This window comes from Herbaspirillum seropedicae (genome assembly GCF_001040945.1).
In the GTDB taxonomy this organism is placed as follows: domain Bacteria; phylum Pseudomonadota; class Gammaproteobacteria; order Burkholderiales; family Burkholderiaceae_D; genus Herbaspirillum; species Herbaspirillum seropedicae.
Genome location: NZ_CP011930.1, coordinates 3,635,509 through 3,657,210 on the forward strand (window position 1 = coordinate 3,635,509; position 21,702 = coordinate 3,657,210).

At 64.9% G+C, this 21,702-nt stretch carries 16 protein-coding genes; 2 read left to right on the top strand and 14 right to left on the bottom strand.

Annotated features, from left to right (window positions below):
• Nucleotides 1-173: 173 nt before the first annotated feature.
• The 7 genes from ACP92_RS15895 to ACP92_RS15925 all read right to left on the bottom strand — a co-directional run bounded on the left by ACP92_RS15895 (nucleotide 174) and on the right by ACP92_RS15925 (nucleotide 8,206).
• Nucleotides 174-1,373, bottom strand: a complete 1,200-nt coding sequence (locus ACP92_RS15895; RefSeq protein ID WP_013235123.1) for a M20 aminoacylase family protein — start codon at nucleotides 1,371-1,373, stop codon at nucleotides 174-176.
• Nucleotides 1,370-2,791 carry a M20 family metallopeptidase gene (locus ACP92_RS15900; RefSeq protein WP_013235124.1) on the bottom strand — a complete coding sequence of 474 codons (1,422 nt, stop codon included), beginning with the start codon at nucleotides 2,789-2,791 and terminating at the stop codon, nucleotides 1,370-1,372. The genes ACP92_RS15895 and ACP92_RS15900 overlap by 4 nt, the downstream gene beginning before the upstream one ends.
• A 32-nt stretch (nucleotides 2,792-2,823) precedes the next feature.
• A complete protein-coding gene (locus tag ACP92_RS15905; RefSeq protein WP_013235125.1) occupies nucleotides 2,824-3,666 on the bottom strand; it encodes an ATP-binding cassette domain-containing protein in 843 nt (280 codons plus the stop codon).
• Nucleotides 3,663-4,667, bottom strand: a complete 1,005-nt coding sequence (locus tag ACP92_RS15910; protein WP_013235126.1) for an ABC transporter ATP-binding protein — start codon at nucleotides 4,665-4,667, stop codon at nucleotides 3,663-3,665. The genes ACP92_RS15905 and ACP92_RS15910 overlap by 4 nt, the downstream gene beginning before the upstream one ends.
• Before the next feature lie 21 nt (nucleotides 4,668-4,688).
• Entirely contained in the window at nucleotides 4,689-5,606 is a 918-nt protein-coding gene (locus tag ACP92_RS15915; protein WP_013235127.1) for an ABC transporter permease, read from the bottom strand.
• A 17-nt stretch (nucleotides 5,607-5,623) separates the two neighbouring features.
• Nucleotides 5,624-6,541 carry an ABC transporter permease gene (locus ACP92_RS15920; RefSeq protein ID WP_013235128.1) on the bottom strand — a complete coding sequence of 306 codons (918 nt, stop codon included), beginning with the start codon at nucleotides 6,539-6,541 and terminating at the stop codon, nucleotides 5,624-5,626.
• 126 nt (nucleotides 6,542-6,667) lie between these two features.
• Nucleotides 6,668-8,206, bottom strand: coding sequence for an ABC transporter substrate-binding protein (locus ACP92_RS15925; RefSeq protein ID WP_013235129.1), 1,539 nt, complete (start codon nucleotides 8,204-8,206; stop codon nucleotides 6,668-6,670).
• 295 nt (nucleotides 8,207-8,501) lie between these two features.
• On the opposite strand from ACP92_RS15925, the gene ACP92_RS15930 reads away from it, so the two are divergent.
• The gene (locus ACP92_RS15930) at nucleotides 8,502-9,413 is read left to right on the top strand and encodes a LysR family transcriptional regulator (RefSeq protein ID WP_013235130.1); all 912 of its coding nucleotides are present in this window, start codon (nucleotides 8,502-8,504) and stop codon (nucleotides 9,411-9,413) included.
• A gap of 149 nt (nucleotides 9,414-9,562) precedes the next feature.
• Here ACP92_RS15930 and ACP92_RS15935 read toward each other — a convergent pair whose 3' ends face one another.
• The 5 genes from ACP92_RS15935 to ACP92_RS15955 form a co-directional block, all read right to left on the bottom strand.
• Nucleotides 9,563-10,399, bottom strand: a complete 837-nt coding sequence (locus tag ACP92_RS15935) for an HlyD family secretion protein (protein WP_156181796.1) — start codon at nucleotides 10,397-10,399, stop codon at nucleotides 9,563-9,565.
• A gap of 155 nt (nucleotides 10,400-10,554) precedes the next feature.
• Entirely contained in the window at nucleotides 10,555-14,670 is a 4,116-nt protein-coding gene (locus ACP92_RS15940; protein WP_013235132.1) for a S8 family serine peptidase, read from the bottom strand.
• 362 nt (nucleotides 14,671-15,032) lie between these two features.
• Nucleotides 15,033-16,508, bottom strand: a complete 1,476-nt coding sequence (locus ACP92_RS15945) for an efflux transporter outer membrane subunit (protein ID WP_013235133.1) — start codon at nucleotides 16,506-16,508, stop codon at nucleotides 15,033-15,035.
• Complete coding sequence (locus ACP92_RS15950) at nucleotides 16,508-18,052, bottom strand: MDR family MFS transporter (protein WP_013235134.1); 1,545 nt, start codon at nucleotides 18,050-18,052, stop codon at nucleotides 16,508-16,510. The genes ACP92_RS15945 and ACP92_RS15950 overlap by 1 nt, the downstream gene beginning before the upstream one ends.
• A gap of 20 nt (nucleotides 18,053-18,072) precedes the next feature.
• Nucleotides 18,073-19,266: an HlyD family secretion protein gene (locus tag ACP92_RS15955; RefSeq protein ID WP_013235135.1), complete on the bottom strand. Its 1,194-nt coding sequence runs from the start codon at nucleotides 19,264-19,266 to the stop codon at nucleotides 18,073-18,075.
• Between the two features lie 112 nt (nucleotides 19,267-19,378).
• On the opposite strand from ACP92_RS15955, the gene ACP92_RS15960 reads away from it, so the two are divergent.
• Nucleotides 19,379-19,891, top strand: a complete 513-nt coding sequence (locus ACP92_RS15960; RefSeq protein ID WP_013235136.1) for a MarR family winged helix-turn-helix transcriptional regulator — start codon at nucleotides 19,379-19,381, stop codon at nucleotides 19,889-19,891.
• A 108-nt stretch (nucleotides 19,892-19,999) separates the two neighbouring features.
• Here ACP92_RS15960 and pip read toward each other — a convergent pair whose 3' ends face one another.
• The gene (gene pip / locus ACP92_RS15965; protein ID WP_013235137.1) at nucleotides 20,000-20,980 is read right to left on the bottom strand and encodes a prolyl aminopeptidase; all 981 of its coding nucleotides are present in this window, start codon (nucleotides 20,978-20,980) and stop codon (nucleotides 20,000-20,002) included.
• Between the two features lie 100 nt (nucleotides 20,981-21,080).
• Nucleotides 21,081-21,542, bottom strand: a complete 462-nt coding sequence (locus tag ACP92_RS15970; RefSeq protein ID WP_013235138.1) for an Lrp/AsnC family transcriptional regulator — start codon at nucleotides 21,540-21,542, stop codon at nucleotides 21,081-21,083.
• Between the last annotated feature and the right edge of the window lie 160 nt (nucleotides 21,543-21,702).

Sequence of the window (21,702 nt, forward strand, 5' to 3'; positions counted from 1 at the left end):
AGAAAACCCGCCAGGCTTGCGCAAGGCGGGTTCAAGCTCGAAGCGTTCCCAGTCCGGGAAGTCTGAGGAGACGTCCCCACTGTAACGCGGCTTGCCTACCTCGTGAAGGAAGCAATCGTCATTCGCTTATATGCAGTCCGAATAAGCGGGATGGTCGCGGCGATGCGCCCTCCTCACTCTCCCTGCAACGGCATCCAGCGTTCCACCAGCCGCGTCCAGTAGGCCGCGCCAATGGGAATGTTGGCGTCATTGAAATCATAGCCGGCGTTGTGCAGCATGGGCTTGCCCTGGCCATTGCCGACCCGCAGGAAGCAACCCGGACGTTGCCGCAGGAAGTAGGCAAAGTCCTCGCTGCCGGCAATCGGGCCGAAGGGGGCGATCACCTTCTCCGGCCCCACCAGTTCCTCGGCCACGCTGCGGGCAAAGTCGGTCTCGGCATCGCTGTTGACCAGCACCGGATAGCCACGCAGGTAATCGATCTCGGCCTGTGCGCCATAGCTCTGGGCATGCGTGCTGACCAGCGCACGGATGCGCTGCTCCAGCAGTTCACGCACCTCGGGCTTGAAGGAACGCACGCTCAGTTCCATCGTCGCGAATTCGGGAATCACATTGGAAGCCTTGCCGGCATGCAGGCTCCCCACGGTGACCACGGCGCTGTCCATCGGATCGATATTGCGCGAGACCACCGTCTGCAAGGCCATCACCAGGCTGGCGGCGACCACCACCGGGTCCACTGACAGGTGCGGGCGGGCGGCGTGGCTGCCGCGTCCGGTGATGCGGATCTTGACGGTATCGCAGGCCGCCATGAAGGGGCCGCTCCTGAACATGAAGGTGCCGGCTTCCACGCCCGGATGATTGTGGATGCCGAACACGGCCTCGCAAGGAAAGCGTTCGAACAAGCCATCGGCCAGCATCTTTTGCGCACCGCTGTCGAAGCCGGCTTCTTCGGCCGGCTGGAAGATCAGGTTCAGCGTGCCATCGAAGCGGCGGGTCCGGGCCAGATGGCGGGCCGCCCCCAGCAACATGGCGGTATGGCCATCATGGCCGCAGGCATGCATGGCGCCGGGCTTGACGCTGGCCCAGTCCAGGCCGGTCTCTTCCTGGATCGGCAAGGCGTCCATGTCGGCGCGCAGGCCGATGCTGCGCGCACTGCTGCCGACACGCAGCGTCGCGACCAGGCCATTGCCGCCGATGTGGCGTGTGACGGCATAGCCCCATTGCTCCAGGCGTTGCGCCACCAGCGCAGCGGTATCGACTTCCTCGAAGGAGAGCTCGGGATGCTGGTGCAGGTGGCGGCGGATGGCAGTGATCTCGTCCTGGATATCGTGCAGGTCGCCGACCTCGCACAGGTGGCCTGGATGCGCGTGACTCATGCCTGCCCCGCCAGCGCTTGGCGACGCGCCAGTACGGCCGCGCCCTGCTCGGCCAGATCCCAGAACAGGCCCGCCATCAGTTGCAGCGACTCGCGCGAGACGCTGGCCAGGATGTGTTCATTGGGGGCGTGCTGGGAGCAGGCCGGATAGGAATGCGGCACCCACAGCGTGGGCAGGCCCAGCGTCTCGGAGAACACATCATTGGGCAGCGAGCCGCCCAGGTTGGGCAAGAGCGTGGGTTCCTTGCCGCTGGTCTCCTGCATCGAGGCCAGGCCCCAGCGCACCCATTCATCATCGGGATCGAGGCGGGTGGCGGCGAACTGCACGCCGGCCAGGCTGACGTCGATATCGTCGTAGCCATGTTCATCCAGATGTGCGCGGATGTGCTCGATGAAATGGGCGTCATCGCTGCCCACCACGAAGCGGATCTGGCAATGCGCGCTGGCCTGCCCGGGGATGGCGTTGACGGGCGCTTCCGGATTGCCGGTCTTGAAGGCCAGCACTTCCAGCGTATTCCAGGCGAAGACGCGCTCGGCAGGGGTGAGGTCGGGTTCGCCCCAATCCGTATCGATCTCCGGATCGGTCGGGCCGCCGCCCAGCTTGACCTTGGCCAAGGCCTTGCGCACGCTCTGCGGCAGCGCGGAGGGCAACAGCGCCGGCACCCGGATCGCGCCGCGCTCATCGACCAGGCAGGCGATGGCATTGGCCAGGCGCACACCGGGATTGCGCAGCAAGCCGCCCCAGTTGCCGGAGTGATGGCCGCCATCGCGCAGATGGCACTTCAGGTCGAAATTGCAGCCGCCGCGCGAGCCGAGGAACATGGTCGGCGTGGGTGCATTCACACGCGGGCCGTCGGAGGCGATGAAGAGATCGGCCTTGAGCCGTTCGGCGTATTGCTGGCAGACCGCGTTCAGGCCGGGCGAGCCGGTTTCTTCGCCCATTTCCAGGATCAGCTTGACGTTGTAGCCCAGGCGGCCGCCGCGCACCTTCATCACTTCTTCCAGCGCAGCGAAGTTGATGGTGTGCTGGGCCTTGTTGTCGGCAATGCCGCGCCCGTACCAGCGCTCCCCTTCCACCACGATCTCCCAGGGTGACAGGCCGGCGCGCCATTGCTTGTCATAGCCGCGCACGACGTCGCCGTGGCCATAGGTGAGCACGGTGAAGGCGGCCTCGGCTTCGATGCGTTCGGCGATCAGGAAGGGGCTGCCCTCGGGCAGCGGATTGTCGACCACCTCGCAGGTGAAACCCAGTGCCTGCAGGTAGGGCGTGATTTCCTGGTGCAGGTAATCGTAGAGGATGGGACGGCTGGCCGGCTCCTGGCTTTCGGTGCGGATGGCCACGCGGCGCTTCAAGGTCTCCATGAAACGGCCGTCGTCGAAGTAGGCTTCCACACCGGCGATGGCTTGTGCTCTGCTCATGCTGCTGCTCCTGGTTGATGGGGGTAAGTGATTCAGGCGGCGGCCAGCGCCGGGATGCCCCGTCCCGGATCGGGCGTGAGGGCCGAGGCCAGCAACATGCGGGTATAGAGATGCTGGGGCTCGCTGAAGAGCTGCTCGCGGCTCTGCAGCTCGACGATACTGCCCTGGTTCATCACGGCCACGCGGTCCACCAGGTGTTCCACCACGCCCAGGTCGTGGCTGATGAACAGATAGGTCAGGCCGAACTCGGCCTTCAGGTCCAGCAGCAGGTTCAGGATCTGCGCCTGCACCGACACATCCAGCGCCGAGGTCGGCTCGTCGCAGATGAGGATGTCCGGACGCAGGATCAGCGCCCGCGCAATGGCCACCCGCTGGCGCTGGCCGCCGGAGAGCTGGTTGGGATATTGGGCATGGGTGCGCTCGGGCATGCCCACCAGATCGAGGATGTCCTTGACCTGGCGGTTGCGTTCGGCGGCATTGCCGATACCATGCAGCTTCAAGGGCAGGCCAACGATCTCGGCCACGGTCTTGCGTGGATTGAGCGAGGAATACGGGTCCTGGAAGATGGGCTGGATATGGCGCGCATGCGCTTTGCGCTCGGTCGGATCGACTTCCTGGCCATTGATGAGCACATTGCCGGAGGTCGGCGGCAGCAGGCCCAGCAGCATCTTGGCCAGGGTGCTCTTGCCACAGCCGGATTCGCCCACCAGCCCGAGCGTCTCGCCACGGTACAGGCGCAGCGACACGTCATTGACCGCCTTGAGTTGCCCGGGGGGCTGGAACAATCCGCGCTTGAGCGGATAGACCTTGGTCAGCGCGCACAGCTCCAGGGCGATATCGTCCAGCGGCGCCGGCGCTTGATGGGAATTGCTCATGCTGCCACCTCCATCGCATCCATCGCGACATCCAGTTTCAGGCAACGCGCCTGGTGCGGGGCAGTCACGCTGCCCTGCTGCACCATCTGCGGGTCACGTTCGCAACCGCTGTCGGCCTTGGCGCAGCGATTGCGGAAGGCGCAGCCGCTGACCTGGCCGACCAGGCTGGGCACCACACCGGGAATGGCTTGCAGGTGACTGCCCGGCAGCGTCTTGCCGCGCACCGGGATGCAGTTGAGCAGCCCCTGCGTATAAGGATGGCGCGGCTGAGCGAAGAGTTGCGCGACGTCGGTGGTTTCCACCACCTGGCCCGCATACATCACCGCCACCCGGTCAGCGATACGCGAGACCACACCGAGGTCGTGGGTGATGAAGATGACGGCGGCGCCGAATTCCTGCTGGAGCTCACGGATCATGCGCAGGATCTGCGCCTGGATGGTCACGTCCAGTGCGGTGGTCGGTTCATCGGCGATGATCAGGTCGGGATTGCACATGAGCGACATGGCGATCATCACGCGCTGGCGCAGCCCGCCCGAAAGCTGGTGCGGATACTGGCGCAGGCGGTCTTCGGCATTGCTGATGCCGGTACGATGCAACAGGTACAGCGCCCGCTCGCGCGCTTCGGCGCGGCTCACGCCGGGCTGCTGCAGCATCGCCTCGCACAGCTGGTTGCCCAGCGTATAGGAGGGATTGAGCGAGGTCATCGGCTCCTGGAAGATCATCGCCATGCGCTTGCCGCGCAGTTGCATCAATTGCTTGTCGGGCATGCCATGCAGATCGACGCCATCGAAGAGGATGTGGTCGGCGCTGCACTGCGCCTTGCGCGGCAGCAGCCCCATCAAGGCCAGCGAGGTCATGGACTTGCCGCAGCCCGACTCCCCCACCAGGCACAGCATCTCGCCCCGGCGCACCTGGAAATCGATGCCGCGCACGGCGTGCAGCATGCCGTTTTCGGTGGGCAGGTCCACCTTCAGGTTCTTCACGTCCAGCAATACGCTCATGGTGCTCTCCTACGAAGCGGTTCAGTTGCGGCCATCGGGCGCGTTGACATCGCGCAGGCCATCGCCGACCAGGTTGATCGCCAGCACCAGCAGGGCCAGCGCCACACCCGGGATGACGATCACCCAGGGCTTGAAGAACATGTAGGTCTTGCCTTCGGCCACCATCAGGCCCCAGGAAGGCGTGGGCGGCTGCACGCCCAGCCCGAGGAAGGACAGCGTGGCCTCCAGCAGGATGGCGTGGGCCATTTCCAGCGTCACCACCACGATCAGCGCCCCCATGATGTTGGGCAGGATTTCGCGCAGCAGGATGTAGGGCGTGGACGCGCCGATGGCCTTGGCGGCGGCGATGAATTCGGCGTCCCGCAACTGCTGCGTGGCCGAGCGCGTCACCACGGCGAAGCGGTCCCACAGCAACAGTCCCAGCAGCACGATCACCACCTTGAGCGAACCGCCCACCAGCGAGGCCATGGCCAGCGCCACCAGCACCACCGGCATGGCCAGGCGCGTGGTGATGAGGTAGCTGATGACGGCATCGGTGCGTCCGCCAAAGTAGCCGGCCAGCACCCCCAGGGTGGTGCCGATCAGGCCCGAGATCAGGGCGGCGGCCAGGCCGATGGTCAGCGACACCCGCGCGCCATAGATCAGCCGCGAGAAATAGTCGCGGCCCAGCTTGTCGGTGCCGAGGATATGCTCCCAGCTGCCTTGCGCCTGCCAGACCGGCGGAATCAGGCGCGCCGTGACATCCTGGTCGAAGGGATCATGCGGGGCCAGCAAGGGCGCAAAGATGGCCGCCAGCACGATCACCGCCAGCACGGCTGCGCCGATCATCAGGCCGCGATGGCCGAGCAGGCGGCGCAGCTTGCGGCGCCAGGCAGGCAGCGGCGGCAGCGCGCCCTGCAACAAGGGAGTGGGGGGCATGGTGGTGGTGGTCGCGCTCATGGCGGGCTCCCTGGCAATCAACGGGTACGGATGCGCGGATCGAGCAGCGCATTGATGACATCGGCCAGGAAGGTCAGGCCGATGTAGAACATGGCGATGATCAGCACCACGGCCTGCACCACCGGGTAATCATTGCGCGAGATGGCGTCCCAGGCGAGTTGTCCCAGGCCCTGCATCGAATAGACCGACTCGATCACCACCGAGCCGCCCAGCATGAAACCCAGCTCCACCGCGGCCAGCGCCACCACCGGGATGACGGCGTTACGCAGTGCATGCTTGAACACCACCCGCGACTTGGACAGCCCCTTGGCGCGCGCCGTGCGGATATAGTCCGAGCCCAGTACTTCGAGCATGCCCGAGCGGGTCAGCCGCATCATGGCCGGCATGGCGTAATAGCCCAGCGCCACCGCCGGCAGGATGAAGTGTTGCCAGCTCTCGTTGCCCGCCACCGGCAACCAGTGCAGGGTGACGGCGAAGATGAGGATCAGCGTCAGGCCGAACCAGAAGCTGGGCATGGCCTGCCCCACCACAGCGATGAGCAGCGCGGCGCGGTCCAGCCAGGTATCGCGGTAGATGGCCGCCAGCACGCCCAGCGGAATGGCGGTCAGCACTGCCAGCAGCAAGGCGCTGCCGCCCAGCTTGAAGGTGATGGGCAGGCGCTCGGCGATCATCTCCATCACCGGCCCCTGGAAGTAGAAGGACTTGCCGAAGTCCAGCTGCACCGCGCGTCCCAGCCAGTCCAGGTATTGCGTGGCCATGGGCCGGTCCAGTCCGAACTGGGTGCGCACCGACTCCACCTGGGCGGCCGTGGCTTCAGGCCCGGCGATGGAGACAGCCAGGTCACCCGACATGTGCAGCAGGGTGAAACTGACGACAGACACCGTGACTGCCACGCACAAGGCGATGGCCAGGCGGCGCAGGATGTAGATCAGCATGGCGATCCTTCCTTGAAGAAAATTACAGACCTCATCCCACCCTTCCCACAGCCACCGCTGTCCGTTCGGACTGAGCAGGCCCCACAGGGGCCGTATCGAAGGCGCTGGGACGGTGTGCCGTCAGGCTTACTTCCAGCTGGCCTCGTAGAAGCGCGGCAGCTCATCCGGATAACCCTGGAAGTTGAGCTGGGCGTTATAGGCGTAGTAGGTCGAATAGGAGAACATCGGCGCCACGTAGGCCTGCTTGGAGATCAGCTCCTGCGCCTTGCTGTAGTTGGCCTTGCGCACAGCCGGATCGATCGAGGTATCAGCCGTCTGCAGATACTGCTGCAGCTGCGGATCCTTGGTGATGTCATCCGCGCCGCCCTTGAAGTAGACGCCGGCAAAGGCCGAGGTATCGTTCATCGAGAACGAACCCCAGGAATAGAAGCTCATCGGCGTCTTGCCGCTGCGGTACTCGGTCTGCAACGCGGCAAACTTCATGTAGTGCAGGCGTGCGCGGATGCCGACCTTGCGCAGGTCGCCGATGATGGCTTCGGCGATCTCACGTTCTCGGTAGGCGTAGATGTCGGTGTCGAAGCCGTTGGGATAGCCGGCCGCGGCCAGCAACTCCTTGGCCTTGGCCGGGTTGTAGTCATACTTGATGGCGGCATTGCTGTCGCAGCCGAACTGGGTGCGGAAGCAGGCGGTATAGACCGGCTGGCTGCCGCCGCGCATGAGGTTGTCGGCATAGCCCTTGCGATTGATCGCATGGTTGACCGCCTGTCGTACGCGCACATCCTTGAAGGGCGAATTGGGCGCCGACGTGCCGGTGGTATCCAGGGTAATGAAACCGATCCGCATGGTCTCGCCGCTCTGCACGGCCAGCTTGGGATTGGTCTTGAGCGAATCGGCCTGGTCTGGCGGCACGCGCCAGATCCAGTCGATGGCGCCGGTCATGAGCTGGGCGGCGCGGGTTTCCGGGTCGGGGATGACGACGAACTTGATATTGCCGATGGTGGGCTGGCCTTGCGGACTATCCTTGAAGTAGCCAGGATTCTTGACCAGCGTCACGCCCTGCCCCGGGGTCACGCTGGTGACCTTGTAGGGACCGGTGCCGATAGGCGCCTTGGAAAAACCTTCCAGGCCCACCTTCTTGAAATAGGCCGCCGGGTAGATCGGCAAGGGGCCGGCCAGGTATTCCAGGGCGGCGGGGAACGGGCCTTTCAGGTTGATGCGCACCTTGTAGTCGGCCAGCTTGTCCACGCTCTTGATCCAGTCGGTGTTCTGGCGCGTGACCGCCTTCGATTCCGGCGAGACGGCATAGTTGAAGGTGAACACCACATCATCGGCGCTGAACTTGTCGCCGTTCTGGAATTGCACGCCCTGGCGCAGATCCAGCACCAATGCGGTAGGCGACTCCCACTTCCAGGCGGTGGCCAGTTGCGGCTTGTATTCGTTGGTCTTGGGGTCGCGGTAGATCAGCGTGTCCCAGATCAGGTGCGCCAGGATCACGCCTTCGCGCAGGTTGTTGTGATACTGGCTGATGTTCTCGACTTCGCTGTCGGAGGCATAGACCAGGGTGTCGTTGGCCTTGCCGGCATGCGCCGCGACCGCCGTCATGGCCCCTGCCGCCAACACTGCACATCGTGACCAGCCCAGGAGGGATTTGTGTAGTGCGTTCATTCCAGCCCCTTCGTTCGAGTAAGAGAAATGTGAAAAAACCGCGACGTCGAAGGGCATACTAGGCTACGATTTACCGATGCCACAATCATTAAATTTCTATGCCTGCGTTGCCGAAAGAAGAACGCAAAAATGCTGCACCACAATGTAGCTCCCCCCTGGAAATCCGCAACACTGCTGGGTTGGGGCCGTTGAAGCAGGTGCAGCATCGGGGGGCGCGCCAAGTGGCAAGGCGCTGCACCAAAGACGTGAAGCACGCACCAAATAATCCTGTTCATTTTCCTCTGGCGAGGCCTGAATGAAATCGCAGCAACTGCAAGATACCGCCCTGCGCTACTTCCTCGAAGTGGTGCGTTGCGGCTCCATCAGTGAAGCATCCCAACGGCTCAACGTGGCCAGCTCGGCCATCAGCCGGCAGATCAGCAGCCTGGAGCAGATCCTGGACACGGTCCTGTTCGAACGGCGGCCGCGCGGCATGGTGCTCTCGGCCGGCGGCGAAATGCTGGCCGCGCATGCGCGCAAGATGGCGCTGGAAGCCGACCGCGTGGTGGCTGACCTGCAAGCCCTGAAAGGATTGCGCAGCGGGCGCGTCAGGCTGTCGGCGTCGGAAGGTTTCGCCATCGACTTCCTGCCCCGGCTGATCAATGCCTTCCAGAAGAAATACCCGGGCTTCGTGTTCCAACTCTTCGTGGGAGCGCCGGCGCTGGTATCGCGCCAGGTGCGCGAAGGCAATGCCGATATCGGGCTGACCTTTGCGCGGCTGCCTGAACCGGAGATCAAGGTGGTACATCGGCAACCGGGGCCGATTGCCCTGATCATGCGCAAGGATCATCCGCTGGCGCGCTTTCGCCAGATCTCGGTGGGGCAGCTCAAGCCCTATCCCATGGCCCTGCCCGATCCCACCACGACGCTGCGGCAGCTCTTCGACATTGCCTGCAGCCGCCAGCAGGTGGTGATCGAGCCGGTCATGACCAGCAACTACATCCAGTCGCTGCACAACTATGTACTCGACAACGACGCCCTCTCCATCACCGGCGAGGTCACGGTGCGCTACCGCATTGCCACCGGCGAGCTGACCATGCGCCCGATCCGCGACTGTCCCGCAGATGGTCGCTTCGTCGAAGTGCAGACGCTGGCCGGACGGACGTTGCCGCGCAGCGTGGAGATCTTTCTTGATTATCTGGTGGCGGAATTGAGCAAGGACCTGTAGTGCAGCCTGCGGCTACTGCCATCGATTGCAATGTCGGAATCGCATGTTGCCGTCCTGGGCAAGTCGCTTGGACGCGATGTCCTGCGCTGTGCCGAAGGCGTGGATTAACGGCTGGCTGAGCAGAACAAACGTGAATGCGGCAAGGCGGCTCAGTCCTTCTGCATCGTCACCAGGGCCGCCCGGCCACGGCGAAACAGGCCGCGCTGTGCGGGCGGAACATCGAGCACGATCTGGACCGGCGCGCGCGCGACCACCTTGACGTTGGGACCCGCCTCGATGGTCGCCTCAGGACTCCCCTCGGCAGGCACATCGCCAAAGGCCTTGAGGCTGCCACTGAAGATCTGCTCCGAAGGACGATCCGTGTCACGCCTGCGCCCCTGGCGATCCGGCTCGATCACCTGCTCCATCAGTTGCACCTGGGCGCGCTGGCCCACGCGCAGTTGCTTGACCTCGTCCTCCTTGAAGCGGGCCACGACGATGAAGTCTCCGCTGGAGATCGCCAGGAGCGGCTGCTCAGGGACGATGGCCTGATCGGGCTTGACCAGCACATCGACCACCTGCCCCGCCGACTCGGCCCAGCGATTGGACTTTTCCCGCACATTGTCCTGATCGGCGCGCACTGCCGCCATCATGTCCTCCATGGTCGGACGTCGCGCCGGCATGCCCTCGTTCTGCTTCTGCGCGCCCGGATCGCCGAGTACGTTGCGAGTGACTTCCATCACGTGCGCCATCGGGTCGATCTCAGGATTCAAGGTAAGCAACAGAGCCCCCTCTTCCACCTGCTGCCCCGGCTTGACCAGCACTTCCTTGACGATGGCCTTGACCGGGGACGACACCACCTGGTAATCCGAAGCCACGCTGGCATCATCGGTGCGAGGCGGAGAACACGCCGCCAGCAGCAGCGCCAGCGGCAGCAGACAGCACAAGGGCCGGATACCGGGCCGGACAGGGAAGCGACTCGAGGCGGCGTCGATGACAGGTTTCATATTGAGCAAGTGTGACGGCAGCCGTCACGGTGGCGGGGGGAACCCTTGTGACTGCCGCGCTTGAGATCGGTTCCGTCGGCCAGCCCGGCCGGTCCCCTGGCAGGAAGCAGGACCGGCGACTGCTAGCGACCTCCGCCAGGGCGGCCGCACATGGATCAGAAGCGCCAGCTGGCCTTGAGCGCCGCCGACTGGTTGATGAAACCGCTGCGGCCCTCGGCATCCAGGCGCAGCGAAATATCAGCCTCAGTCGTCAGCTGGAAGCGATAGCTGACGCCGGCCTTGAACAACCATGCAGAGCGCGCCGAACCGGGTGCGGTGAACGCTTGCCCCGGCGTCCCGGCATAGGTCGCCACCAGATCGCCGCGGTCGTTGATGACATCGTAGCTGGCGCCGACATGGGTGCTGATCTGCGACGTCGTCGAGAGGGCGTAATTCAAGCGCGTTCCCACGCCCAGCAGCAAAGCCTGGGTGCGCTTGCCCTGCACTGAGAGGCTCAGGTCGCCTGCCCCGCTCTCCGCATAGGATGGGCTTTGCATGCGGGTGTAGTCGAGTTGCAGGGCAGGTACTACGCTCAATGCTTCACTCAAGGGCAGCGTGTGCGATACGTTTGCGCCCAGATGCGCGCTCCAGGTGTGATAACGGCTGCTGGCAATGCGATGCAGCCCGCCGAACTGCATCTCACGCGCCAGGCGGTTGCTGTTCCAGCCGGCGTCAGCCTGCCAGGACAGCGCCAGCTTGCCCAGCGGAACGCTGCCATAGAGGGCCACCAGATTGGATTCGATACGGCTGCGGCTGCCGGCGCCGGTGATGGCGGTATTGCCGCTGGCGCTGGTGCTGGCGTAGGCGTAGGAAAGGCCGACGCGTCCGCTGTCCCACGCCATCTCGGCGCCCGTGGCCATGCCCCAGGTGCTGGCGCTGAAACCGGAGTCGCCATCCCGGTCGCCCTGGTTGGTGCGCGATTCGAAGGGCATGAGCCAGACCTGGCGATCACCGCCGGCCTCGCCATAGCCCAGGCCGCTGCCCGTACCGGTAGCACTGCCGGCGAGGTTGCCGAGGTCGAGGCGGGTGGCGATGACGCGATCGAGCGAGGCCAGGACGCCACGGATGGCGTTGTCGCTGACGTTTCTGGGCAGGGTCTGGCTGGCGGCGCGCAGCACGCTGGCCGCGTCGGGCAGCCGGCCCAGCGCAGTGACGACCTGGGCCATGTCGGCACTGGACGGTTGCTGGATCTGACGGTCCAGTATCGGGGCCACCGTAGCGGCCGCCGTGGCGGCGGCGACAACGCTGGGGATCCTGGCCGCGGGCGCCACTGCCGGCACCACTGCCGGCGCTGCAGATGCGCTTGGAGCGGCTGTACTGGATGCGGGTGTACCGGAGGCTGGTGCGCTGGCTACCGGTGTGCTCGCAGCAGGTGTGTTGGACGCAGGCACGCTCACTACCGGCGTGCTTGCAACAGGCGTATTGGACACAGGCACGCTCACTACCGGTGTGCTTGCAGCAGGCGTATTGGACACAGGTACGCTCACTAACGGTGTGCTTGCAGCGGATGTATTGGACGCAGGTACGCTCACTACCGGTGTGCTTGCAGCAGGCGTATTGGACGCAGGTGCGCTCACTACCGGTGTGCTTGCGGCAGGCGTATTGGACGCAGGTGCGCTCACTACCGGTGTGCTTGCAGCAGGCGTATTGGACGCAGGTACGCTCACTACCGGTGTGCTTGCAGCAGGCGTATTGGACGCAGGTGCGCTCACTACCGGTGTGCTTGCGACAGGTGTACTGGACGCAAGTGCGCTGGCCACCGGTGTGCTGGTCGTAGCCGTATTCGCTGGCCCTTGAGCCTGCGCCAGCGTATCGAGGACCACCTTGTTGATGCTGACCGCGCTGACGATATCCAGATCCACGGCATTGCTCGCCACCACGGGCTGGAAGTCGAACAGCACCGAATTGTCGGACACGGCCAGGCGCGGCGCGCTGAGGCTGCCAGCGGTGATGACGCCGGCCAGCCTCTGCCCGTTGCCCAGGGTCGCGGCCTTGGCCACATCCACGGCCAGCGCAGCGTCCGAGGCGAAGCTGGCCGCACCGGTCACGGCCAGCTTGCCGTATTGGGTGGCGCTGGCGACCCCTACCGTCAAGATCTGGCCCGCTGTCTGGACATAGGTCGGCAGGCTCAAGGTACCCGCGGCGATGGTGGTGTTGCCGCTGTAGCTGACCGTGCCGAGCACTCGCAGGGTGCCCTCGCCCTGCTTGACCAGGCTGCCCGGGACGCGACCATCGGCAATGCCGTTGTTGAGCGTGAGATTGAAAGCCTGGGTATCGATCCTGCCCGCGCCGTTGATGCTCACTGCATTGTTCAAGGCCAGGTTGTCCGCGGCGGCGCGCAAGGTGACGCCATCGCTCATGGCCAGCCCTCCCGTGCCAAGGGCCGTGGACGACCCCACGCCCAGCGTGCCGCCCTCCAGGCGGGTGCCTCCCGTGTAGCTGTTGTTGCCCGACAGGGTCAGGCTGCCATCGCCGGTTTTGACCAGGCTGCCTACGTAGTCGGCGTCGGTCTTTTTCTGGGCGGCGGCAAGATAGACGGCCTGGCCGTTGTAGTTGCCCAGGGCCAGGTTGGCGGCCGCCACACCGGAGTCGACCGTGAGCATATAGGCCAGGAGCTGGTCCTTGCTCAGCAAGGCGCCGCTGCCGGACTGCTTGAGAATGGCCGCCGCCAGGGCATTGGCGGCCACGGCCTTGTCGGCGTTCTGGAAGGCGGTCTTGTCTTCTCTCTTGTTGCTGGACTGGTAGGCGGCGTTGAGCTGGGCGCGCGTCTGTACCAGCGCCAGGGCTGCATCATAACCGCTGTCGACCTGCGCCTTGACCTGCGCGCTCGCGCTGTCGACGGCAGACTGCAAGGTGCTTGCGGACAGTGCCTGCCACGCGGCCAACTGCGCCTTGTCTTCGCTCTTGCGCTGGACCAGGGCAGCCTCGGAGATGTCATTGCTCCAGGTATCGGTGCTGCCCGCAGCGATGTTGGCCTTGAACACACCCAGCAACTGGCCGGGGCCGTAGAGCGCCTTGTTCAGATCCGGCACCCCCCATCCGAACATGCTGTTGGGCGCGTCAGCCGCCCCCGTGCCCAGGTGCTTGGCGGTGCTCAGCAGGATGGTACGGATAGCCTGGTTGTCCAGGTCGGGATAGCGCTGCATCAGCACACCCAGCGCCCCGGTGACGTGTGGCGCCGCCATCGAGGTGCCGGAGGCATTGACCAGGGCGGTGTCGGAGGTGATGTTCAGGCTGGTGATGCCCGAGCCCGGCGCCGACACGCACCAGTACTTGGCCAGCCCGCACTGGTTGGAAAAACTGGGCAGCATCGAGCTGGTATTGAGGGCGGCCACCGCAATCCAGTTCTGCTCCAGCTCCGGCCTGAAATACGGCAGCGCCGAGCGGATGTTGACGTTGGCCTTGCTGGCATTGCCGGCGGCCCACACCAGCAGAGTATTGGAGGCTTGCGCCACATCGGCGGCGGCGTCCAGCCAGCTCTTCTTGCCACCGCCCTGCAGGCGCTGGTAGGCCGCCGCCACGCCGCTGATGCTGCCGAAGTCGTCGCGCGAATCAGGATTGCCCCAACTGCTGTTGATGGCGCGCACGCCCGCGCTGGCCAGGTTGCCGTAGGCCGCCTTGAAATAGTTGTAGTCCATGTTCACACCATAGACCGAGCTGTCGGTGCCGTTGGTGTTGGTGATGTAGTAGTCGCTGGCAAAGGCCACGCCCATGATGCCGTCGCCATTCTTGGCCGCCGCAATGGTGCCGGAGACGTGGCTGCCGTGCTTGTCGTTGAGGGGGCTCAGGGCGCCGGGGACGCTGAAGGCGTCGCCGGCTTTCCAGGCCTGGCTGCCGTCCTGGTACTGGTATCCATCGTTGGCATAGGCGCCGGTCACGGCCAAGGCCTTGACGTTGCGCCTGGCGAATTCATTGTGGGTCAGCAGCAGTCCCGAATCGACCGCGCCCAGCTTGATCCCCTGTCCGGTGTAACCCGCCACATAGGCATACTGGGCATTCATCGCGCCCAGGCCCCAGTCGGCCTTGAATTCGGCATGGCCGGTCCACGTGGCCAGGGCGGCGCTGGCGTCGGCGGTGCTGGCGCCATCGTAGTTCACGTAGCTCTGGGCGCTGGCCGGCGTACCCAGGGCCGGGCCCAGTGTCAGCAATACGGCGGCGTACAAGCCTTGTTTCCTGAAGACGGCCGACGTCGTCAGCGCGGCATTCTGTGGTGACTTCCTGCTTTTCTTCATATCCTGCTCCTAGGTCGATCGCGTGAAATTAGCCAGGAGACCGGGAATGATTGCCCGCCTCCGCGCCTGATTTCGCTGCCCTAGGAGCCGGTTGATACCGGCTTTTTTGTAGCGACGCAGTGTGGAGGGAAGCCCGCCTTCTGCACATTGTCTTTTGGTGCTGTCTGCCGTTTGCTCGCAGCAATGTGCAGCCCTCTACAGCGCGTCAGAGCGCGGTGAGCGCAAAAAAGGAAGAAATGACGAACAGGAAAAAACCGCAATGGCGGTCAAGCCACGAAACGAATTCGATGATCAGATGGCCGCATGAAAAACGCCGGCAGCGCACCAAGGCGCTGCCGGCGTGAGGATCGGCCAGGGCGGGCTCAGCCCTGCTCGTCAGACCACCCCAGCCCCAGCGCCTTCTGGATGCCCACGAAGCTGCGAGTGAGATTGGCCTCGGCCTGCAACAGGTTCTGCTGCGCAGTGATCTGCTGGCGCGTGGTGTCGAGCACCTCGATCAGCGTGCCGGTACCCGCCTGGTAGCGTTGCCGAGCCAGCGCCAGCGCGCGGTCGGCAGACAGCTTGGTGCGTGCGATGGTGGCCACGCTCACGCGGCCATAGCGGAAGCGTGAGAGTGCATCCTCGGCATCGCGCAGTGCCTCCAGCACGGACTGGCGATACTTCATCTCGGCCTCGTCGCGCACCCGTTCGGCTTGCGTGACCCGCGCCTTGGCGCGACCGAAGTCGAGGAAGTTCCAGCTCAGCATGGGCGCGCCCAGCGCCGCGAAATCATCCAGGCGCGTCAGGTCCGAAGGATGGGTGCCGCCCAGGCCGATCACACCGAAGAGCTTCAGGCTGGGATAGCGCGCCGCTTCGGCCTGGCCGATCTTGGCGGTATCGGCGGCCAACGTGCGTTCGGCGGCGCGCACGTCGGGCCGGCGGCGCAGCAGCGATACCGGATCACCGACGGCGACCTGCTGAGGCGGCAGCGGTACCGGGACGGTCGCCGCCAGCTCGCCGTCCAGCGTGCCGGGTTCCTGCCCCAGCAGCGTAGCCAGCTGGTTGAGGTAGGCATCGCGGTCGGCCTGCAATGGGACCAGGTCGGCGCGGCTGGCGTCGAGCTGGTTCTGGATGCGCAACTGGTCCAGCGAAGACGCGGTGCCGCGTTCGACGCGCTGGCCAGTCAGTTGCAGCATCTGCTCCTGCGCCTGTACCGCTTGCTGGCCCAGCGCCAGGCGCTGCTGGCGATCACGCAGGCTGATGTAGGCGTTGGCGACTTCAGCGGCCAGGCTCACCTGCACGTCGGCCAGCGAGGCCTGCGCCGCATCGGCGGTGGCCGTGGCGGCCTGCACGGCGCGGCGACGGCCGCCAAAGAGATCGATCTCCCAACTGGCGTCAAAGCCCAGGCTATAGAGGTTGGCGCTGGTCGGCGAGCCATTGCCGGAGCTGGCGCCGCCGGTCAGCGCGCCGAGGTTGGCCGGTGGCAGGCGCGCGTGCCCTGCCAGCGCCGAGGCGCCTACGCTGGGCGCAGCGTTGGCCTGCTCCAGCGCCAGCCCGGCGCGCGATTGCTGCAGGCGGGCGCGGGCAATGCCCAGATTGGGATTGGCCTGCAAGGCGCGCTCGATGAGGCTGGTCAGCTGGGCGTCACCCAGGCCTTGCCACCATTGGTTGATCGGCGCGGTAGTAGTGGCGCTGTCGCCGCCGCGCACGAACTGGCCGCCGTGCGCGGCTTGCGGCGCAGCCTCGGGCGGGCCAGCGTAGTCGGGGCCGAGGGCGCAGCCGGCCAGCAGCGCGGCCGCCGCCAGGGCGATCAGGCGCGCGGCCGGGAAGGAAGAAGAGGTCTTGTCCATGTTGATCATCAATGAGAAGCCACCGGTGCGGCATGGGTCGGCAAGGGGCGCAGGAACAGCACCAGCGGAGTCACGCAGAGAATGGCCACGCCCAGCATCCAGAACAGGTCGGCATAGGTCATGGTCAGCGCCTGCGACTGGATGGTCGCGCCCATGAGCTGGAGCGCGACATCCTGGCCGCCCAGCAGATGGCCTTGCGCAGTCATGCTGGACTGCACCAGGTCGGAATTGGCGTTGAGGCTTTCTTCCAGGCGGCGGCTGTGCAGCCACAGGCGCTGGTCCTGGATCACGGCGATGGCGGCCAGCGCCAGCGAGCCACCGAGATTGCGCGCGGCGCTGTAGAGGCCGGAGGCGTCGCCCGCCTGCGAGGGCGGCACCGAGCGGATCGCCGCCTGGTTCAGGAACAGCATGGCCAGCACCGTCCCGACCCCGCGCATCAGTTGCGAGGCCACGAAGGAGCCGCCATAGGAAAGCGGGCTCAGGTCGGTCTCGATGAAGGCTGACGCGGCCAGCAGCAGAAAGCCCGTGCCGACGGCAATGCGGATGTCCACCAGCCGCATCAGCAAGGGCGTGAAGGGCATCATCAGGATCATCGGCACGCCGGAAAGCAGCACGATCCAGCCCGATTGCAGGGAGTTGTAGCCGGCGATGCCGGAGAGGAACTGCGGGATCACGTAGGCCGTGCCATACAGCGCCACACCGACGATCATGGCCATCATCACCACCGAGCCGAACTGGCGGTCACGCAGCAGCCGCAGCTGGATCACCGGATGGCGTGCCCGCACCTGGCCGATGGCCAGCAGGATGAAGCCCAGCACGGACGTGGCGGCCAGCCAGCGGATGTCGGGCGAAGAGAACCACTGCTCGCGCTCGCCCTCTTCCAGCACCACCGTGAGCCCGCCCAGCCCCAGCGCCAGGCCGGCGATGCCGAACCAGTCGGCCTCGGCCAGTTGCTCGAACTTGGGACGCTCGTAGGGAATGGCCACCAGCAGCAAGGTGATGAGGGCCGCACCCACCGGCAGGTTGATGAAGAAGGCGTAGTGCCAACTGACGTTCTCGGTCAGCCAACCGCCCATCACCGGCCCCAATACCGGGCCAAGAATGGCGGTCGCACCGAACATGGCGTTGCCGACCGGCTGCTGGGAGCGCGGCAGGCGAGTGGCGATGATGGTCATGGCGGTCGGGATCAGCGCACCGCCGGTGAAGCCCTGCCCGACCCGGCCCACGATCATCATCGGCAGCGTGGTCGACAGGCCGCACAGCACCGAGAACAAGGTGAACAGGCTGGCGGCGGTCAGCAGCAGCACGCGCAGGCCCAGCAGCCGCTCCAGCCAGGCCGACATGGGGATGATGACGATCTCGGCCACCAGGTAGGCGGTGGCGATCCAGGTGCCTTCGGTGCCGGAGGCGCCGATCTCGCCCTGGATGGTGGGTAGCGAAGAATTGACGATGGAGATGTCCAGCGTGGCCATCAATGCGCCCAGCGTGCCGGCCGCGACCGCCAGCCAGGCGGCGGCGTCGGCTTTCTCGCCGTTGGCCCCGGCAGCGGCCATGGGCTTGGCGGGAGCGCTGCTCACTGCGGCTCCTTGCGTGTGGCGTTGGCCTCACTGCTGCGCTCGCGCAGGTCGCGCAACTCGTCCTTGGCGGCGATGGTGTTGACCTCCACCGTCACCGACAAGCCGGCGACGAAAGCGCGGGTCTCCTCGGGGGTGGCGTCGATGGCCACGCGCACCGGCACGCGCTGGACGATCTTGGTGAAATTGCCGGTGGCGTTCTGTGGCGGCAGCAGCGAGAACTGCGCGCCAGTCCCCGGCGAGAGGCTTTCCACATGGCCGTGGAATTCCACGCCCGGCAAGGCATCGACCTTGATGATGGCAGGCTGGCCGATGCGCATGATACCGATCTGGGTTTCCTTGAAGTTGGCCGAGACGTAGAAGCGGGTCGGCACCACGGTCATCATGCGCGTACCGGGCGAGACGAACTGGCCGACGCGCACCTGCTTGTCGCCGATGCGGCCATCGACGCTGGCGCGGATCTCGGTATAGCCGAGGTTGACGCTGGCAGCGTCGTACTGGGCCTTGGCCGTCTCACCCTGGGCTTGCGCCTGGCGCACCTGGGCCTGCAGCGAGCGCACCCGCAGCTGGGCGGCGTCAAGCGCGGCGCGGCGGGCAGCCACAGTGCTGCGCGCCTGGGCCTGCTGGTTGTGCAGGGTGGTCAGGCGTTCGCGGGTCTCGGCGCCGGAGGCGGCCAGGGGCGTGTAGCGCTCCACCTCGGCCGTGGCAAAGCGGGCATCCTCGTCGGCAGCGGCCAATTGTGCCTTGGCCTGGGCGATGGCGGCCTGCTGTTCGGCCAGTTGGGCGTTGGCGGCTTCTTCGCTGGCGGCGGCGGCGTCGATCTGGGCCTTGGCCTGGGCGGCCTGCGCCGAATAATCGCGGGCGTCGATGCGCACCAGCGGCTGGCCCGCCTTGACGATCTGGTTGTCAGCCACCAGCACCTGGTCGACATAGCCGCTGACCTTGGAGGACACCGTCACGCTGTCTGCCTGGACGAAGGCATCGTTGGTGCTTTCCAGATACTTGCCGCGGAACTGGTAGTACAGTACCCAGGCCGCCACGATCACCAGCACGACCACCAGCAAGGCGCGCAGGATGAAACGGGCGCGCGGATTCATGCGTTTTTTGGGGGCGCTGCCCTGCTTGTCGTCCGAGCGTGGCGCATCGGCCTGGTCCGGCTCGGCCGGGGTCTGGTGAGGAGTGGCGTCTGTCATTTTTTATCCTAGTGTCGGGGCAAGCCTTGGCAGGAATGCGCTTCAGTTTTGATCCGTTTCAACGAAACGGCAATTTAATGAGGTACCATATGATATGGCACAAGGAAAAACCATGTCTACTCCATTTACATCCGATCACACCGCCGCCGCCGATGCGCTGCGCGATTTCTATGTGCGCTCGCATCGCACGCTGGACAAGCTCATGGCCGGCGAAGGGGCTTCCCTGGCGCGTAACAAGATGCTTGGCCACATCGAGCGCAACAGTCCGGTGCGGGCTGCCGACCTGGCGACAGCCTTCGGCTTTGCCCCGCGCACCATCACCGAGGCCATCGATGCGCTGGAACGCGACGGACTGGTGCAGCGCACTGGCGACATCAGCGACAGGCGCGTCAAGCACATCGCTTTGACAGCGGCGGGCAGAGAAGTGCTACGCGCTTCCGAGCCGGTCAAGAAGAGCTTCATCGATGGGCTCTTCACAGCGCTCGATGCTGACGAGGTCCATACGCTTACCCAGGTGCTGGGCAAGCTCAACGTGCGTTTGGCAGAGCTGGAAGAAGCCTATTGCGCCAAGGGAGAGGCAGGCACGGAGGCAGCGCCGGGCAAGCGCGGCCGCCGAAAGGAATAGGACGAGGGGAAGATCGGGAGCGCACTGCTGAGTTCAGCAGTGCGTAAAGACAGGCGATTGGTGGCGACTGGCGGCGTCAAATCGCGCCGCCCGCATTGAAGAACATGCTCAGCGGTCGGCAAAATGATCGGTGGCCCTGATGAGCTGGTCCAGGATGCCCGGCTCATTGTAGGCATGACCCGCACTGTCGATCAGGTGCAGCTGCGAACCCGGCCATGCCTGGTGCAGATCCCAGGCCGACTTGGCCGGTGTAGCCAGGTCGTAGCGGCCTTGCACGATCACGCCGGGAATGCCTTCCAGCCGCGCTGCATTGGCCAGCAATTGCCCCTCTTCCATGAAGCCTTTGTGGAAGAAGTAATGGTTCTCGATGCGGGCAAAGGCCAGCGCGAACTGCGCGTCGTTGAAGGAATCGATCAGCCTCTCATCGGCCACCAACGTGATGGTGCTGGCTTCCCAGCGGCTCCAGGCGCGTGCGGCCTGCAGCTTGGCGGTCTCGTCATCGCCGGTCAGGCGCTGGCGATAGGCATGCACCAGGTTGCCGCGCTCGGCCACGGGAATGGGAGCAAGGAATTCATCCCAGCGATCCGGCGCCATCCAGGATGCGCCTTCCTGGTAGTACCAATCCAGCTCAGCCTGGCGCAACAGGAAGATGCCGCGCAGGATCAGCTCGGTCACGCGCTGCGGATGCGTCTGCGCATAGGCCAGCGCCAGCGTGCTGCCCCAGGAACCGCCGAAGACCTGCCAGCGTTCGATGCCCAGCATCTCACGCAAGCGTTCGATATCGGCCACCAGGTCCCAGGTGGTGTTGGCTTCCAGATTCGCGTGCGGCTGCGAGCGGCCGCAACCGCGCTGGTCAAACAGCACGATGCGATATTTCTCGGGATTGAACAGGCGGCGATGCGAAGGACCGCAGCCTCCTCCCGGACCACCATGCAGGAACACCACTGGCTTGCCCTTGGGATTGCCGCACACCTCCCAGTAGACGCGATGGCCGTCGCCCACGTCCAGCAAGCCATGGTCGTAGGGCTCGATGGGAGGATAGAAGGTACGCAGCGTTGTGGCGGAGGTCGTGGTCGCGGTGGAGGTCATCAGCAAATCCTTGAAGAGACGAACAAAGAAGAAAGTATAGAGCGTCGCTGAGGATTCTTCATTTCCCTCCTCGTCTTCCTCGTGCGCATCTCCTTCATTTCTATTCCACCACCAGCTCCGGATTGTTCTTCACTTCATTGAGGACGAAGAAGGACCGCAACTGGCGCACGCCCGGCAGGCGCAGCAGCGTATTGGCGTGCAGCCGGTTGAAGGCCTGCAGGTCCTTCACGCGCAGCTTGATCCAGTAATCGAATTCCCCAGCCAGCAGCAGGCACTCCTGGACGGCAGCAATGTCGCGCACCGCCTTTTCGAATTCGGCAAAGCTCTCCGGCGTGGAGCGGTCCAGCACCACGCCCACCGTCACCAGCACCGGCAGCCCCAGTTTTTCTGGATCGAGGATGGCGCGCACTTCCTTCACATAGCCCTCTTCCATGAGGCGCTTGGTGTGGTTCCAGCAGGCCGTGGCGCTCATGCCCAGCTTCTTGGCCAGCTCGGCATTGCCGATGCGGCCATCCTTCTGCAGCGCCTTGAGGATGCGCTTGTCCATGCGATCGAGTGACATGATGATTATTCCGTTTTAAATTATTTAATCGAATCAATATTTCGACGAATCATATTCCATCAACTTTATGAACCAAATAATGCCATAAATTCGGAAGCACCATTTTGTCGCCCAGGCGTAAAGTTGATCCCGTCGATTCGATATGAATCGGACCTCAACC